Raw genomic sequence first — 16,731 nt, forward strand, 5'->3', positions numbered from 1 at the left:
GCGGTCAAGTGGTCATGCGGTCGAGCGGTCATGCGATCGAGCTGTTACTGCGGCATACCCGTGCCGGGTAGGCGGTGAAAGGGTTCATCGTCAGAAGCGGCCGGCACGCAACGAGCGTTCAACGAGATCGCATACGGCGCGCAGAGCGGGTGCAGGTCAAGTAAGTCGTAAGCTACAATTGCGGACGGCTTGAAAAACGGAACATCAATGAAGATTCGGATTCTCTCTATCGCCTGCGTCACGACCGCTGCTGCGCTGCTGGCGGCCTGTACGACCGTCTACAAGAACACGGACGCATGCGAGCAGTTGATGCGAAGCAAGCTGGCGGACACCTCGACGGATACGCTGAAAATCGGCCATGCGGGCGCAGGCATTTACGGCTCGCGGGTGGTGGTCGAGGGATCGATCGAGCATGTGGTGGCTTCGGCTTCGGCTTCGGCTTCGGCTTCGGCGGCAACAGCAACGGCGCCGTTGAGCGCGTCGGGCGCGCACGCGGCGTCGGCGGTGTCTGTTGGTGCATCAGGTGCATCAACTGCTTCGGCGACCGAAGCAGTCTCGCTCAAACCTGCCAAACCGCAGAAGATCGTCACGCCAGCCGCCGCCGAATGCACGTTCCACGGGCCAACGCTAAACGCATTCAACTGGCTCGCACCGGCCAATCTCGTGACCCCGCCCGCAAACGCGACCGAATAGCGCGTCAAGCTGCAACGCTCCGCGAGTTTCGACAAACATCTAGCTACGGCGAGCCTCAAGCTCCGGCGAGCTTCAAGCCAAAGGCAGGTCTCAAGCCAAAGGCAGGTCTCAAGCCAAAGGCAGGTCTCAAGCCAAAAGCAGGCATCAAACCAAAGGCAGGCCTCAAGCCGAAGGCAACCCTCAAACTACAACGCGCCGCAAGTCACGACAAACCTCACGCCACCGCCTCCTCGCGGTGGCGCTGCTTATCCCGCACCAGCCGCAGCACGCTTTCAGCGAACGCCTGCGGCCGCCCTTCAAAGCAACGATTTACCGCCCGTGTGTCGATCAGCCGCTGCCGCAAGGCGGCGCGCTCGCCGTGCGCGTCGATCAGCCGCACGGCGGCGGCAATGTAATCCTCCACGCTCTCTGCCGTAGTCCACGACGGCATACCCACGCGTTCGAACAGCGCGCCGTCGATCCGCTCGAACACTTCCGGCCCGCGTTTGCAGACGCCAGGCAAACCCAGCGTGAGCGCGTCGACAATACCGTTGGTATTGCCGAACGGAAACGGGCTGAGAAAAAGGTCGGAGCGATTGACGCGGGCCAGGTAGTCCGCGTAATCGTGAAAGCCGTGGACGACCGCGCGCGGCAGCGCCTCGCGGATCACTTCGCGCATACGCTCGAGCGGCAAACCGGCGGGCACGCCGCTCATGAAGTGAAACTCGACTGGCGTCGCGGCGCGCGCGCCGATCTCGCGGCACGCTTCGAGAAAGCCGGGATTGAGCTTCATGGCGCTGGCCGTAATGACGACCTCCAGCGTTTCGCGCGAGGGCGGCATCTCGGCGACGATGTCCGGCAGCGCTACCGACGGCCGGTACGGCTGCCCGTCTTTCGGCAGTTTCAGCAGACGCTCACTGAAGCAGGCGGGATCGCCGACATAATCTTCCTCGACGCTGACATAGTCGATCTTGTCGGAGTGAGTCGTGGCCGGGTGGCCGAGCCCGGCGATCTGCAGCGGCGCGATGCGCAGGTTCGACATGAACACGGTCAGCGCGAACATGCCGACACTCGGCATATAGAGCACGTCGGGCTGTTGCGCCTCGGCAAAGTCGCGAATCGTTTTCAGACATTCGCCAAGATATTCGGGCTCTTCCAGTTCGATGAAACGGTCGAACACCGCGCGCCCAATGTCGTCGATGGCATAGCCGAAGCTGAAGGCCACCACCTCGAAATGCTCGCGCGCGGCTTCGAGCGTGCGCGAGTGCGTGCGATAGATCGAATGGGCGCCGCCGAACCACTCGAGTACGACGACCATGAGCGGCTTTTTGCCGCGTTGTTTGCGGTTTTTCGCTCGGGCCAGCTGCGACGCGGGAAGGTCGGTCAGTCCCAATTGAGCCAGCTTGCGGCGCACCAGTGCGTTGATGTCGCGTTTGATCTCATGGCGCCGTGGCGTGTCCGCGTAGCTGCAGAACATATACGCGTTATGCAGCAGGGCGGTGGGCAGGTCGTCGAGGTCGTCGATCTGCTGCAGTTTGCCGGGCAGCCATTCCATCAGCGCCTCGCGTTTGATATGCGCGCTCGCCGAGCCCTTGAAGACCGGCGCAAGCAACACGAGGGCGAGACAGGCGGCGAGGGATTTGTTGTACGCCCACAGCGCGGCGAAGTCGAGTTCGAATTCGGATTCCGTTGAATAGAGCACGCAAAGTTTCTCGGCGAAGCTGTCGCCGGGCAGAAACTGGGCGTTATCCGGACCACGCGGATTCAGGTTGCGGGCCACGTGGTCCGCGTTGCCGAATGGGGTGGAGGAAAAGACCAATCCGACCCATTCGTGCAATGTCAGCAGCAGCCTGAAGCACTCGTGCGGAAGCTTGAACGCCGGGTCGGCGAATAGGGTTGAAGCCGCGCTCGCAAGGCGTGTGCAGAAGCGCTGGCGTTGCTCGTCAGGCGGCAGATCGGCGATGCCCGAGGCAAGAAAGCTGCCGTCCAGCTTGCCGCGCTTCTGCTGAAGGAGCGCTAGCGCGGCAATGAACTGGATCGCAGCCTTGACGTGCTGTTGCGTATAAACAAGCTGCTCGAAGTGATCGAGCGAAAAAGTGGGTTCTTCCATCTGCCGACAATTCAAGAATTTGCATGACTAACTAATTGGAAGCGAGTTAGCCGGATGCGAGAATTATCGCAGCCAATGGATATCAAATCTGTCCGGTCGACGAATTTGGGAATTTTCTGCGCCGAAAGAAGCCGCCTGTTCGGAAGCTCAGAACGCATAATAAGGACCCGGGCCCGCTGACGTCTCGCGCGAGGCGATCGCCGTAAAGACGCGTCGCCCGAAGAAGAACGGCAGGCCCCAGCCGAAGCCGCTGCTGGCCACGCCGGCGAGGTTATTGAACGCGTTATTCGCCGACGCGAACAGCGCGCTCGAATTGCCGATCGCAAACGACACCGTGCTCGACGCGCCATCCGTACCCGTGATCGCGGCGCTCGCGGCCTGTACCGAAGACGGGCAGTACCAGAAACCGCACTGCGGCAACTGCGTATTGCGGAAGAAGAGCCCATTCGAGCCGCTATCGAGATAGCTTTGCGAAAAAGTCTGACCGCCGCTCGTGGTGACGACGTAGCCCGTCACGCTGTTCGCCTTGAGGACGCTGGCGCCGCCGAGCACGTTATTCGCCTGCGTGCCGATGCCGAAGATCATCGAACCCGATACGCTGGCCGCGCCGGCGTCGGCGATAGCCGGCAGGTCGATCACCACGCCGTTGTTGTCGAGCGCGAAGCGGCTGACCGGATTGGTCACCTGCTGCGCGAGCGCCTGAGTATTCGGCTGGCACGCATTGCCCGCATTGCCCGCATTGCCCGTACCGCCAGTATTGCAGCTGTAGTACCAGCGCGGCAGCGCTGCATTCACACAGCCGCTGCCGCAGTCGGCCGCGACCAGGCCGACGCCGAGAATGCCGTTCGAGCGCAGGCCCGCCACCGTCTGCATGGCCCGGCCGGAGCCGGCGCAGTCGGCGGGGACGGTGGGCACTGCCGGGTCGGCGATCGTCTGGATCGGGATCGACGCGGCCAGCTGGCCGGCCATGCGCACGTCCGCGCTGAGCACCGCCCCCCACGTGTAACCGCCGCCGAACACCGCGCACTCGCCCGCGATCCCGGCGCCCGATGCGATTGCCGCGAGCGGCAGGCTCGCCGGCAGCGCGGACGCGAGAATCCGCAAGCCGTGCGAGCCGGTGTCGACCTGAACATTGTCGATCGTCGCGCAGTTGCTGGTGCCGGGCTGGCAGACGGTGACGCTCGTCGTCAACATGTTGCGCGTCAGACCTGGCGCGCTCGTGACCATGATCGGCTGGACGTTCGGCGTATTCGACTGTGGCACGGAGCCGCTGGTGCCGGAACTCGACGTGGCGGGCGGCGCGGCGGCCGACGGCGCACTGGCGGCACTCGGGCCGCTGGCCGGAGCGGCGGCGCCGGTCGGGGAAGTCGTGGCCGGCGTGCTGCCGCCACCGCCGCCGCACCCCGAGAAGGCGGCGCAGACGAGGAGCAGGGCGTATAGGCGAAGGGCGGGTTTCATGGCGTCGGGAGCATGGGTGGAAGCGGAGTCCTGATGCGTTGCGTCACTGGAAATCGTCGGCGGTGACGCCCGGCGGCAGCGCGGCGGGCAGCCATGCCCGTCCCACGTAGCCGCGCATCGGTCCGCCGGATTCCACGACCACGTCCGGCCGTGCCACGCGCGAGACGTGCAGATTGGCGTCTGCGGGCGCCGCTTGCGCGCCCGCGCGATACGAGTCGGCGTACTTTCCGAGCAGTGCGCGCAGGTCGGGCATGGTTGGGCCCTGCCACGCGTAGGCGATGATCTGTCCGGTGTTCGTGGCGTATTCGTTGATGGTCGTGTTGCCCGCGTCGGTCAGCGTGCGCATGCGCAGTGCTCCATTCAACAAGAGGCGCGGCGCGCTCGCGTTCGAATCCGCTTGAGCCGGCATGGCGCCGCCCAATTGGGCGCGTGCGTCGGCGCTGAGGTACGACATGACAGCCGCCAGTGCGCAGACGGCGAGGCTGGGTGTGAAAGTGGGCAATGGCATGACGATCGGTCTCCTGGTGGGCGCTCTCGAAGGCTTTTTGAGATGTCCATTTCAAGATATCACCGGGGTTTTGTGACCGTTACCAGAAGCGGCACTCGACGATTTTTGAGGTCTCAAAATTGATCGTGCGACGGTCTCGGAAAAGGCCGTCGAATCAATGTTCTGACGAGTAAGTAGGGTGTGTCTGACAGGTGCTTGGGAAGTGTGGGCGATTGTTAAATCTGCCGCTCTGCGAGCCGCTTTTCGGTGCGAAAACCAGCTCTCGCACGCAGTCAAAATTCGCCAGGCAAGCGGATGGCGTATTCTTCCCACGCGTCGATCCAGGGCGGTTTCACGCGCGGCGCGCGCTGCTCAATTCACAGGCAAACCCGGCTTTTTGCACACAGTCCGCCGGGATCGGTAAAATGTCGGGTTGATCCACGGAAACTTGCCGTGGCGTAGCGGAAGGATTCCCCGAACATGACTGATCTTCGTCTTACCAAGCGGTTTGCAGCAATGCTGATGGCAGGCGGTCTGGTCGCCGGCTGCAGTACTTCGTCGCCGACCAAAATCGACTACAAGAGCGACTCGAAATCGAAGCAGGTGTCACTTGCCGTACCGCCGAACATGATTGATGAGACGGCCGATCAGCGTTCGTTGCCCCCGCAGGGCGGCGAAACCTCGTTGTCCACGCTCAAGCAGGTCCAGGCCCAGGCGCCGTCGGCCAATTCCGTCGTGGTGGTGCCGCCGGTCGCCGGCATGCATATCCAGCGCGACGGCACGGAAAGCTGGCTCGTCATCGACAACAAGGCGCCCGAGCAGGCATGGGCGCAAATCCGCCGCTTCTGGCAGGAGCAGGGTTTCCTGCTGGTGGTCGACCAGCGCGACAAGGGCGTGATGGAAACCGACTGGAACGAAACCCACGCGCAGATCAACGACGGCCTGATTCGCAACACGCTGTCCAAGGCCATGGGCAACAGCTATGTGACTTCGGAGCGCAACAAGTACCGCACGCGTCTCGAAGCGGCGCCCAACGGCGGCACTTACGTGTTCATCAGCCAGAAAGGCATGCGTGAGGCGCTCACAGGCACGAATAACGATTCGAGCACCTGGGTGCCGAAGCCGAACGATCCGGGCCTCGAACAGGAGTACCTGAAGCGCCTTCAGGCAGCGCTCGCGCTGGCCGATTCGCGCACGAAGTCGGGCGGCACGCAAAGCGCCGACCTGTCGCCGGCCGGTGCGCAAACCGCGCCTAACGCGGCCACGGCGGGTGCGAAGTCGGCGGCTGCGGCCACGGCGGCGCAAAACGTTGCTCTGTCCGCGCAGCAGCCTTTGCCGGATGCGGATTCGGCGAACAATACCTCGGCGCAGTTGTCCTCCACGGAACTCACGCTCGGCGAGCCGTATGACCGCGCCTGGTTGCGCGTGGGCCTCGCGCTCGACCGCAGCAACTTCACGGTCGACGACCGCGATCTGACTCGTGGCCTGTATTTCGTGCGCTACGTCGATCCGAAGGATATGACGTCGGCCGAACAGGGCTTCTGGAGCCAGGTGTTCCACGGCAAGAAGGAAAAAGTCGCCAAGCAGTATCTCGTGAACGTGCGCGCGGTGACGCCTAACCAGACGCGCGTGGCCGTCGTCGACGACAAGGGCTCGATCGATGAAAGCCCGCAAGCCAAACAGATCATGAGTTTGATGGCCGACCAGTTGCACTAAGACTCGGCAAGTTGGAACGCTGTATGAAACCCGCCCGGGGTCGACCCGGGCGGGTTTTTTTACGGCCGGATATTACGCAACCCGCGCGCAACCCGCGCGCAACCCGCGGCTCGACAGCGATCGCCCAACGCGCGCATGTGTTTTGCTTTGCTTCCAGGATACCGGTACGAACCGGAATTCAATGGGAGTTGGCCATGTTCGACGTGATGCCTTACTGGATGTGGGCGGCGACCTTGCTCGTCCTGGCGCTCGTGTGCGGCGCAGCCTTGGGCCCGAGGGAGTCGCAGCGGCTAACCGGCCTGCGGGTCCGCCAGACGGCGGCGCGGCGCTCAAAGTGGCGGATCCTTTGAACCGCCCTGAAGCGCGTCCCGCCGTCCGCGGCGGGGATCATGCGGCGGCGCCTCGTGCGGCCGCATGTAACGTGACGTTACGCCGGTGACGTAACTTTCCAAACCTTCTTTCCGCCGCGCCCTGTCAACTCTCCGTCGCGAATAAATCCAATAAGAATCAACCGTTTGCGTTGACTGGCTGCAGTCGTTTGGCAAGCTGGCACACAAGCTGCTTTTAACAGGGCGTGAAACCGGATTGGCTTGCCCCACGTGGGTTTGCGGCGAGTCGGCCAGCGAACGAATCAATCAAGGAATTCTGACCATTCCAGCATCGGCCGACGAACCGGTGCTTAGCCCGATGATGGCCTGCGCGATGACGCGCGGCCTCGGTGGCCCCGTCGCCTATCCTCGTAGGGCGACGGTTTCGCCCGCACTCCCGTGGAGTGCGGGCTATTTTTTTGCGCTTGGGAGTCGTCGCGGCGGCGGGATGGCGGGACTGCGGGAAGAATGCGCGGGTCGGCGACGCCGGAGAGCGTCGCGCGCAACGAAGCGGATGTCAGGTGTCGGCGCGGCGCGTTCCGATCCACGGCAGACGCTTGATAACGCCCGTGGCCAGCGCGGTGCCGACCAGGATCACGCCGCAACCTTCGAGCATGCCGGGTGACACGCTTTCGCCGAGAAACAGCGCGCCCCACAGAATGCCGAAGATCGGAATCACGAAGGTCACCGTAATCGCGCGCGCCGGTCCGACCACCGCGATCAGATGGAAGAACAACATATACGCCACGCCCGTACACGCGACGCCGAGCGCGATCACCGCACCCCACGCGTGGAGCGAGACCGGCGCCGCCGGCCAGTAGATCACGGCGAGCGGCAGCAGCACGATCGTGGCGCCGGTCATGGTGCCGGTCGCGACGGTGAGCGCGTCGACGCCGGTCAGGTGGCGCTTCGTGTAGTTGGCGGCGACGCCATACAGCAGCGTGGCGCCGAGTGCCGCGGCGGCCGCGAGCGCGGTGCTGAGCGGGGTCGCGGCCGTGCCGTTCGGCGCGGCGATCTGGTCCCACACCAGCATCAATACGCCGAGAAAGCCGATCACCAACCCGAGCGTGCGCAGCGCGCTCAGCCGGTCACGCAGCCAGAGAAAGCCGACCAGCGCGCCCCAGAGCGGCGTGCTCGCATTGATCACGGAGGTGACTCCCGCCGACAGCGTCAACTCGGCGTAGGCGAACAGGCAGAAGGGCGCCGCCGAATTCAGGATGCCGACCACCAGCAGCGGGAAGGCGCGCGTGCGCAGGATGGTCGCGGATTGGCGTAGCGGGCGTCGCGCGATCAGCACGACGGCGAGAAACGCCGCGCCGATGCCGACGCGCAGCGCCATCAACGGTGCGACGCCGAAGTCGGTGACGCCGACACGGATAAACAGGAACGACGCGCCCCACAGGGCGGCGAGGATCAGCAGTTGCAGCAGGTTCTTGGCATTCATCTGGATGGCGCCTCGCGCGGTTGAGTCGAGACGCCCGCGCATCGTAGCAGCGCAATCGTGCGAAACGTTTCAGGCTGGAATGAAACGGCAAGATCCGGGAGATAAAAGGCGTCTGATAGTCGTGATCGTAAGTGTAGCGGCGGCGTGCGCAAAACGAGCAATTCTCACGCTGATGTGAGAAAAATTGCGATCAGGACGGTGTGATGGAAGGGAGGGGCTGAGGCAGGATATGGTGTCTGCTTGAGCGTCGTGAATTATTTTGCGGTCGATGGCTCGCTGGCCGGGGTGGTGTGCATGCGGCGCAAGCGCGGGTCGGGCGCGCCGGGTCAGCTGCTTGAGCCGACCAGACGCGACCCGGCGCGACTTGGCGAAACCTGTCTCAGTGCGTAGTCTTCCGAGCGCGTCGTGCCCACCGTAAGCAACGCCCTCAGTACAGAATTCCCTCGGTACGAGCGCCACGCCTTCGGTACGGAATCCCGCCGGTACGAGAGCCACGCTCTCGGTACGGAATTTCGCCGGTACGAGAGCGCCACGCCCTCGGTACGGAATCCCGCCGGTACGAGAGCGCCACGCCCTCGGTACGGAATCCCGCCGGTACACACGCCACACTCTCGGCACGGAATTTCGCCGGTACAAGCGCCACGCCCTCGGTACGCAATCCCGCCGGAACGAGCGCCACCCCCTCAATGCGGAATCATCCACTGCAGGAAATTCTGCTGCAGCCAGACCAGCACGCCGAGCAGCACCGTCAACAGAATCGAATGCTTGAACGTCTTGGCGAACACCACGCCTTCCTTGCCTTTAAGCTCGGTGGTGGCCACGCCGGTCGAGATGTTTTGCGGCGAGATCATCTTGCCCATCACGCCGCCCGACGAATTCGTCGCTGCCATCAGGATCGGGTTGAGATTCAACTGGTTGGCCGCCACCACCTGCAGATTACCGAACAGGGCGTTGCCCGACGTATCGCTGCCGGACAGGAACACGGCGACCCAGCCAAGGAACGCCGACACCAGCGGAAAGAACGGTCCGACCGAGGCGACGCCCAGCCCGAGCGTGTAGGTCAGCCCCGAGTAGTTCATCAGATACGCGAGACCGACGATGGTCGCTACTGTCAGGATGGCGATGCGCGTCTGCACCCACGTGTCGGCGATGGCCGCGCCAAACTCGCGCGCGCTCAGGCCGACCACGAAAGTGGTGATGAGCGCGGCAACGAGAATCGCGGTGCCGGTCGCGAGCGGCTGGAAGTCCCATACCGCGCCGTACGGCGTGTTGTACAGGGTGATGAAGACGGCCTTGTCGAGCCCCGGCCACGGCACCTTGACGTCGCCGATCAGGAAGATTTTCGCCACCGTCCAGACGATCACCACGACCGACACGATGATCCACGGATACCAGCCCTGGCCGCCGCCGATCTTGCCGCGCACCTCGCCGACACGGTCGATGTTGACCGCGAATTTCGGATCAACCGCGGGCCGCCAGACGCGCAGGAAGGCGATCGTCAGAATGAGCGAGACCATCGACGACAACACGTCGGTCAGGCTGTAGTTCACGTAGTTCGAGGCGACGAACTGCGTCAGCGCGAAGCTCGCGCCCGATACCAGCAGCACCGGCCACACTTTCAGCATGTTGCGAAAGCCCGCATAGACGCTGATCACATAGAAGGGCAGCAGAAAGGCGAAGAACGGCAACTGGCGGCCGACCATCTTGGCGAGCGAATCGGCCGGCAGGTGCGTGACCGCGCCGAGCACGGTGATCGGCACGCCTAGCGCGCCGAAGGCGACCGGTGCGGTATTGAAGATCAGCGTGAAGGTGAGCGCTTCCAGCGTGGGAAAGCCGAGCAGAATCAGCAACGAACTGGTGATGGCGACCGGCGTGCCGAAACCGGAAATCCCTTCGAGCAGCGCGCCGAACGAAAACCCGATCACCACCAGCACCACGCGCCGGTCGTTCGGCAGATTGTCGATCATCCACATGCGAAAGGCCGCGAAGCGCCCTGAGCGCTGCGAGATGTTGTACAGCAGGATCGCCGCGAACACGATCCACATGACCGGCCAGCATGCGAACACGGCACCGGCCACGACCGAATCGACCGCCAGTCCCACCGGAAACTGCCAGACAAAGATCGCCACGATCAAGCCGACGATCAGGCCCGCGAGCGACGCCTGCCATGCCGGCCGCCGCGCCCAGCCGAGCAGGAGCAGCACGACGATGATCGGTAAGGCCGCGACCAGAAACGATGGCAATAGCGAATTGCCGACAGGGGTGAGTAGTTGATGGAACATCGCGTCTCCTTCGTTGTTGTTCGAACTCGACGCGGCACTTATTTTTATCGGACGCGTCGCTCTGGCAGGACGGATGGGCGTCGGCGGCACGTGCGGGCCGGGCCGGATCGCTTATTTAAACAGGTACTTTGTGAGGCTCTCCGAAGCATAGAACCCAGTCGGGCGGCGTCAAGAAGAAACTGCGGGCGAAGCGGGCAAGGACTGGGAACCCGCGTTGCGCTTGCGTGAGGCAGCACGCGCGAAGCGCGGCGGGGCGGCGTGCTGCAGGGTCTGCCGTGCAGTTCACGGCAAGACCATCAATGAGTCGAAACGCGCCGGCACGCGTCAGTGCCCGTGGCCATGGCCGTGCCCGCCGCCTCCACCGTGGCCACCCCAGTAGCCACCAAAACCGAAGCCGATCGAAACCGAGGGACCATACCAGCCTGGATAGCCGTAATAAGCCGGATAGACCGGCGGCGGATAGTAGACCGGATAGGCCGGCGCGGGCGCCACATACACGGGCGGGGCGGCAACCGCGTAAGTGGGAGGCGGGCTCTGCTGACCACCCTGAGCCTGTTGCTGCTGCGCTGGGTATGAAGCGTCCTGGCCCATCGGCACGGCCTGCTGCGTACCCGCCGCGGGCACGGCGCCGTAATACGGGTAATAGCCGGCCGGATAATAACCGTATGGGTAGTAGCAACCGGACAGGGTGAGGGCGCAGACCATGCCGCCAAGCGCCATGCCGGCGTGTGAGAGTCGAGGAAAGGAGGAACGGGAAAAGCGCAGCGGCAACCGCTGGCCGATCGCACACACCGAATTGATGAGGCGGGACTTCATGACGCGCTCCTGGTTGAATCGAACGCCGCCATTGGGGGCGTCACGGTACCAGCTTACGCTGCTGCGACGCCGACCGGATTGCAAAACGGTAACGGCTTATTTCACCTCATTGCAGCGCCATTCGCGACCTGCATGAACCCGAGCATAAAACGCATGTCGCGCGCGTTGCGCTCATGAGCGACGTGTCCAGCTCGCCGAGGGTCGAGCTTCGCTCGCCCCTCGTGCGTGTCATGTGATGGATCGCGCTACGACCTGCCGTCCGCTTACTTCCCGACCTGATTGCCGATAATGCCACCCGCCGCTGCGCCACCGATCGTAGACAGCGCATTGCCGCCGATCGCCGCGCCCGCGGCGCCGCCCAAGCCCGCGCCGATAGCCGTATCGCGGCCTTGCCGGCTCATGCCTTCACACGCGGAAAGACTCACCACGACTGCCACGATGGCCGCGAGCGTGCCGATTTGACGAATCGATTTCATGATGCTGACTCCGGTAGTTGTAGTTGGAACGTCACCTTCCTTGCATTTGATGTTATCGCCGCAGCCCGTATCCAGATGTTTGCGCTTGTCAACGAACTGTCGGTTTCGTAATCAAATGTTTCCCTCCGGATAGCACGTGGCGTGCCCGGAAGCCGCAAACGCAAAAGCCCGCCAGTGGCGGGCTTCGGTGCTGCAATGCAGAGATTGGCGGATCGAGTGGCGGCTTGGACTGCACCGCGAAAACACGCGACCCGCGTGCGAACCTTACTGCCGCTGATAAATCTCAGCGCCTTTTTTCATGAACTCGATCGACTTCACTTCCATGCCTTTCTTCAACGCTTCGTCGTCGGTGACGCCCTGTTGCGCGGCGAACTCGCGGACGTCCTGCGTGATTTTCATCGAGCAGAAGTGCGGGCCGCACATCGAGCAGAAATGCGCGACCTTGGCCGAATCTTTCGGCAGCGTTTCGTCGTGGAATTCGCGCGCCTTGTCCGGATCGAGGCCGAGGTTGAACTGGTCCTCCCAACGGAATTCGAAGCGCGCCTTGGAGAGCGCGTTGTCACGCACCTGCGCGCCCGGGTGGCCCTTCGCCAGATCGGCGGCATGCGCGGCGAGCTTGTAGGTGATGATGCCGGTCTTGACGTCGTCCTTGTTCGGCAAGCCGAGGTGTTCCTTCGGCGTCACGTAGCAGAGCATGGCCGTGCCGAACCAGCCGATCATCGCAGCGCCAATGCCCGAGGTGATGTGGTCGTAACCCGGCGCGATGTCCGTGGTCAGCGGTCCGAGCGTGTAGAACGGCGCTTCGTCGCACCATTCCAGTTGCAGGTCCATGTTCTCCTTGATGAGTTGCATCGGCACATGGCCGGGGCCTTCGATCATGGTCTGCACGTCGTGCTTCCACGCGATCTGCGTGAGTTCGCCGAGCGTCTTCAATTCGCCGAGCTGCGCTTCGTCGTTGGCATCGTAGATCGAGCCGGGACGCAGGCCGTCGCCGAGCGAGAAGGCCACGTCATACGCCTTCATGATTTCGCAGATGTCTTCGAAATGCTCGTACAGGAAGCTTTCCTTGTGGTGAGCGAGACACCACTTGGCCATGATCGAGCCGCCGCGCGAGACGATGCCGGTCATGCGCTTGGCCGTGAGCGGCACGTATTGCAGACGCACGCCCGCGTGAATCGTGAAGTAGTCGACGCCCTGCTCAGCCTGCTCGATGAGCGTGTCGCGGAAGATTTCCCACGTCAGGTCTTCGGCCTTGCCGTTGACCTTTTCCAGCGCCTGGTAGATCGGCACCGTGCCGATCGGCACCGGCGAATTGCGGATGATCCACTCGCGCGTTTCGTGAATGTGCTTGCCGGTGGACAGATCCATCACCGTGTCGCCGCCCCAGCGGATCGCCCACGTCATCTTGTCGACTTCCTCGCCGATCGAGGACGTCACCGCCGAGTTGCCGATGTTGGCATTCACCTTCACGAGGAAGTTGCGGCCGATGATCATCGGCTCGCTTTCCGGGTGATTGATGTTGTTCGGGATGATCGCGCGGCCGCGCGCCACTTCTTCGCGCACGAATTCCGGCGTGATTTCGGTGAGGCCGTTCGGACCGAACGCGCTCGCACCGAATGCCTGACCCGGATGCTGGCGGCCCATCATCGCGGCGAGCTTTTCGCCGTTCGGGCCACTCGTCTTGAGGCTTTCCAGATACTCGGCGCGGCGCTGGTTCTCACGAATCGCGATGTACTCCATTTCCGGCGTGATGATGCCTTTTTTCGCGTAGTGCATTTGCGAGACGTTCTTGCCGGCGATCGCGCGGCGCGGCGTGCGGTGCAGGCCCTGGAAGCGCAACTCGGCGGTCGCCGTGTCGGCGGCGCGCTCGCGGCTGAAGTCGCTCGACAGGCCCGTCAGCGCTTCGGTGTCGCCGCGCTCTTCGATCCACGCCTGACGCAGTGCCGGCAGACCGGCGCGGATATCGATTTTGGCTTCCGGGTCCGAGTACGGGCCCGACGTGTCGTAGACATAGACCGGCGGATTCTTTTCGCCGCCGAAACTGTCGGGCGTGTCGGCCTGCGAGATTTCGCGCATCGGCACGCGGATATCGGCACGCGAGCCGGTCACGTAGACCTTGCGGGAATTTGGCAGCGGCGCGACGGCGGCTTCATCGACGTGAGCGTCGGCGGAAAGGAACTTCGGGTTGGCGTTCATGCAGTATCTCCTGAGCAAAGCTATGTGGGGCGGCTAAGCAGGAGACGAGACGGAAGTTGTCGGAAATCGCGAGAGATGAGGCCATGGAGCTGGAGTGCGAATTCCGCACGCTTCCCTGCGCTGGCATTATCCAGATCAGGTTCAAAGGGTATTTCTCACCCGCGCTGCACGGACCTCCAACCTCCGTGCAGCGCAGGACCCCCGCGTTAGCAGCGCACACGATACACCGGCCGCCCGCTGCTTGGCAACCCGTCTTCGAACATCGGATGGCGGATATCGCAGCGGCAAGCCACGCGGCATTGCCGTATTCAGGGGGCTGTCATGAAGCGGCGCAACACGCGTTGCTACGCCGTTGCGCTGTGCTTACAGCGTGAAATTGTCGGCGGCTTCGGGTTGAAAGAGGATCTTTTCGAGCTTCAGCACTTTCTCCGTGCCGCTCGGCGGCGTGAAGCGGATGCGCTCGCCGCGTTTGGCGCCGAGCAAGGCGAGGCCGGCGGGGGAGAACACGTTCAGGCGGCCATGCGCGAAGTCCGCGTTCGGCGGATAGACCACGGTCCAGGTCATGTGCTCGCCGCTGGTTTCGTCGACCAGCGTGGCTTGCGAATTCATCGTGACGATATTGGCCGGAATCTCGTGCGAGTCGACGATCACGGCGCGCTCCAGGACGTCGTCGAGCATGTCTTGCAAACGCGCGTCGGCGCCGGGCGCGGCTGCGTGCTTCTCGAGACGGGTGACGTCGAGTTCGGTGAGGTAACAGGTTTTCGTCTTTTTCACGATGGGTACTCCAATTCGATCTGCATGTAGGGGAACAGCGTGCGGATGAGATCGGCCCGGAGCCCGACAACGCGGCTCAGGCAATGGAGCGAGCAGCGTTAAATCGGGCGCCGGGCGGCGTGGAGCGGGAGCGTTCGGGACGGCCCGCCGGCGCGACGCGGCATGAATTCCGCGCGCGCGCAGCCGGTTGCGCGGCGAGGGCGCAAGCGGAAGTGGGCACGGGAAGTCGGAAAGCGCATCGAGGTGGCCGGTGGGTAGCGAAAGAGGGGGAAGCGGGCGCCACGATACAGTTGCACGCGGTGCGATCGAAAGCTGAATGTTAGCACGGGGCTAATCTCTATCGACTGTAGCACAAGGCCGGGGCGTGTCTCTCGACTCGCCGCCAAGGACTGTCGTTCACCATGCGCTATCGGCCGACAGCCGTTGGCAAAGCGCGCGGGCCGTATTCAAGCCAGTCCGTCGCCTGTCCGAAAGTTACGGAGGCCGAATCATCGCCGACCTTGCTTGAGCGTCCACTCAACCAGGCGGCGTGAGGCTCGACCACTCAGTGATCCGCAGCAACGCACGGCGGCTCATGCCGAAACACAGATCGCTATGCCTTGTGCATTCAACGCGTTCTGTGGCGTCGACGTGGCAAATACGGGGGGGAACGTCCGCGGCGTTTTTGTTGCAAGTACGCCAAAAAGTTACGATTCTTTCAAGCGACGCGGTGGGCGCTTACTGCATAATGCCGTGCGCGCCCACTATTTGGCGCGTGTTCGCCGTGGCCCGATTTCTTCGGCCGCCGCGGCGTTGTGGCTCATTGGCCATCTATCGTCCTTCCGCTCCACCAACATGTCCGCCAGCCTCGCCCGTCAGACCGTATCGCCGATGCGGTGTCCGCCATCCCGCCTCAGGGTCTCCAGCGGGGGCGCCGCACCTCGAGCGGCATGGGCGGGTTGAACGCATGTCGCTGCAACTCCCAAGCCGTTTTCCGCGTGGTTTTTCGCTCCGTTTGCCGCAGTCCCGCAATGGCCAGCTCGCGCTCGCGCTCGCCGTCGTCTATGTCGTGTGGGGCTCGACCTATCTTGCCGTGCACGTCGCGCTGGGTTCGTTTCCTCCATTGCTTCTCTCGGGGCTGCGCAATCTGTTCGCCGGTGTAGGCCTCTTTATTTTTGCGGCGCGCCGCAATCCGGTCTGGCCGAGCGCCGCCGAAATCCGTAATGCCGGGCTGGTGGGCACCATGCTGGTCGGTTTGTCGAGCGGCATGCTCGCCTACGGGATGCGCACCGTCGGCACCGGCACCGCGGCGGTGATGGTCGCCACCGTGCCGCTGTTCGCGACGGTGATCGCGGCCGTGGCGGGGCGCAAGATTGGCCGGGGCGAGTGGTTCGCTGTCGGCCTCGGTCTGGTCGGCATCGCGATTCTCAGCCATGGCGATAGTGCGCCGGGCTCTGCGGGCGGCAGCCTGGCGATTCTGTGCGGTGCGCTTTTCTGGGCGGGCGGCGCGCATCTGGCCGGGCGTCTGAAACTGCCCTCGGACCTGTTTCTCTCGACGTCGCTGCAAATCGGTCTGGGCGGCGCGATGTCCACGCTGGTCGCGTGGGTCTCCGGCGAGCGGATGCTCGAGGTGCATGTTATGCCGGTGCTGGCGTTCATCTACCTGATGCTGATCGGCACGATGGCCGCCTACGTCGCATATGGTTTTCTGATCCGGCATACCAGCCCGATCATCGCCAGCAGTTGCATGTACGTGAACCCGGTGGTGGCCGTGGCGCTGGGTGCGCTGCTGCTCGGCGAGCCGGTCACCCGCTCCACGGTGATCGCGACGGTCGTGATTCTGGCGAGCGTGGGACTGTCGTTCTGGTTCGACTACCGGAAGAAGGGGCTCGCCTGAGCCTGGAGCGGGCTTGCGTTGGGGTTGCCCCTTGTGAGTCTCATTGTGCCGGGGCG

Annotated in this window: 14 protein-coding genes and 1 riboswitch; of the genes, 5 read left to right on the forward strand and 9 right to left on the reverse strand. The window is 63.6% G+C overall.

Features of this window, described 5'->3' with window-relative positions; translation table 11 throughout:
• Window positions 1–207: 207 nt before the first annotated feature.
• Window positions 208–693: a hypothetical protein gene (locus P0D71_RS02590; protein WP_408300585.1), complete on the forward strand. Its 486-nt coding sequence runs from the start codon at window positions 208–210 to the stop codon at window positions 691–693.
• A gap of 214 nt (window positions 694–907) precedes the next feature.
• Here the strand turns inward: P0D71_RS02590 and P0D71_RS02595 are convergent, their stop codons facing one another.
• Both P0D71_RS02595 and P0D71_RS02600 read right to left on the reverse strand, forming a co-directional pair.
• Window positions 908–2,782, reverse strand: coding sequence for a glycosyl transferase family 1 (locus tag P0D71_RS02595; protein ID WP_408479205.1), 1,875 nt, complete (start codon window positions 2,780–2,782; stop codon window positions 908–910).
• A gap of 147 nt (window positions 2,783–2,929) precedes the next feature.
• Complete coding sequence (locus P0D71_RS02600) at window positions 2,930–4,009, reverse strand: DUF3443 domain-containing protein (protein ID WP_408479206.1); 1,080 nt, start codon at window positions 4,007–4,009, stop codon at window positions 2,930–2,932.
• Here P0D71_RS02600 and P0D71_RS02605 point away from each other — a divergent pair.
• Window positions 3,975–4,274: a hypothetical protein gene (locus P0D71_RS02605; protein WP_408347852.1), complete on the forward strand. Its 300-nt coding sequence runs from the start codon at window positions 3,975–3,977 to the stop codon at window positions 4,272–4,274. The two genes, P0D71_RS02600 and P0D71_RS02605, sit on opposite strands and share 35 nt — an antisense overlap.
• A gap of 9 nt (window positions 4,275–4,283) precedes the next feature.
• On the opposite strand, the gene P0D71_RS02610 is transcribed toward P0D71_RS02605, so the two are convergent.
• Window positions 4,284–4,694, reverse strand: coding sequence for a DUF2844 domain-containing protein (locus P0D71_RS02610; protein WP_408347834.1), 411 nt, complete (start codon window positions 4,692–4,694; stop codon window positions 4,284–4,286).
• Between the two features lie 513 nt (window positions 4,695–5,207).
• On the opposite strand from P0D71_RS02610, the gene bamC reads away from it, so the two are divergent.
• Together bamC and P0D71_RS02620 are read left to right on the forward strand one after the other, a co-directional pair.
• Entirely contained in the window at window positions 5,208–6,443 is a 1,236-nt protein-coding gene (gene bamC / locus P0D71_RS02615; RefSeq protein ID WP_408479207.1) for an NlpB/DapX family lipoprotein, read from the forward strand.
• Window positions 6,444–6,637: 194 nt separating this feature from the next.
• Window positions 6,638–6,793, forward strand: coding sequence for a hypothetical protein (locus P0D71_RS02620; RefSeq protein WP_408479208.1), 156 nt, complete (start codon window positions 6,638–6,640; stop codon window positions 6,791–6,793).
• Window positions 6,794–7,328: 535 nt separating this feature from the next.
• Here the strand turns inward: P0D71_RS02620 and P0D71_RS02625 are convergent.
• From P0D71_RS02625 to P0D71_RS02650, 6 genes are all read right to left on the reverse strand, one after another.
• Window positions 7,329–8,255, reverse strand: a complete 927-nt coding sequence (locus P0D71_RS02625) for a DMT family transporter (RefSeq protein WP_091800251.1) — start codon at window positions 8,253–8,255, stop codon at window positions 7,329–7,331.
• 683 nt (window positions 8,256–8,938) lie between these two features.
• Window positions 8,939–10,537 (reverse strand): L-lactate permease, encoded by a 1,599-nt coding sequence (locus tag P0D71_RS02630; RefSeq protein WP_408184601.1) that lies wholly within the window; start codon window positions 10,535–10,537, stop codon window positions 8,939–8,941.
• A gap of 324 nt (window positions 10,538–10,861) precedes the next feature.
• Window positions 10,862–11,353 carry a hypothetical protein gene (locus tag P0D71_RS02635; protein ID WP_408479209.1) on the reverse strand — a complete coding sequence of 164 codons (492 nt, stop codon included), beginning with the start codon at window positions 11,351–11,353 and terminating at the stop codon, window positions 10,862–10,864.
• 263 nt (window positions 11,354–11,616) lie between these two features.
• Entirely contained in the window at window positions 11,617–11,829 is a 213-nt protein-coding gene (locus P0D71_RS02640) for a YMGG-like glycine zipper-containing protein (RefSeq protein WP_091792782.1), read from the reverse strand.
• A gap of 264 nt (window positions 11,830–12,093) precedes the next feature.
• A complete protein-coding gene (gene thiC / locus P0D71_RS02645; RefSeq protein ID WP_091792783.1) occupies window positions 12,094–14,025 on the reverse strand; it encodes a phosphomethylpyrimidine synthase ThiC in 1,932 nt (643 codons plus the stop codon).
• A gap of 94 nt (window positions 14,026–14,119) precedes the next feature.
• Window positions 14,120–14,238, reverse strand: a riboswitch (TPP riboswitch).
• A gap of 150 nt (window positions 14,239–14,388) precedes the next feature.
• The gene (locus tag P0D71_RS02650; RefSeq protein ID WP_177204949.1) at window positions 14,389–14,799 is read right to left on the reverse strand and encodes a GreA/GreB family elongation factor; all 411 of its coding nucleotides are present in this window, start codon (window positions 14,797–14,799) and stop codon (window positions 14,389–14,391) included.
• 946 nt (window positions 14,800–15,745) lie between these two features.
• Here P0D71_RS02650 and P0D71_RS02655 point away from each other — a divergent pair.
• On the forward strand, window positions 15,746–16,675 hold the full coding sequence (locus P0D71_RS02655) for an EamA family transporter (protein ID WP_408479210.1): 930 nt from the start codon (window positions 15,746–15,748) through the stop codon (window positions 16,673–16,675).
• Window positions 16,676–16,731 lie beyond the last annotated feature (56 nt).

Source organism: Paraburkholderia sp. RL17-383-BIF-A (assembly GCF_046028015.1).
Lineage (GTDB): Bacteria > Pseudomonadota > Gammaproteobacteria > Burkholderiales > Burkholderiaceae > Paraburkholderia.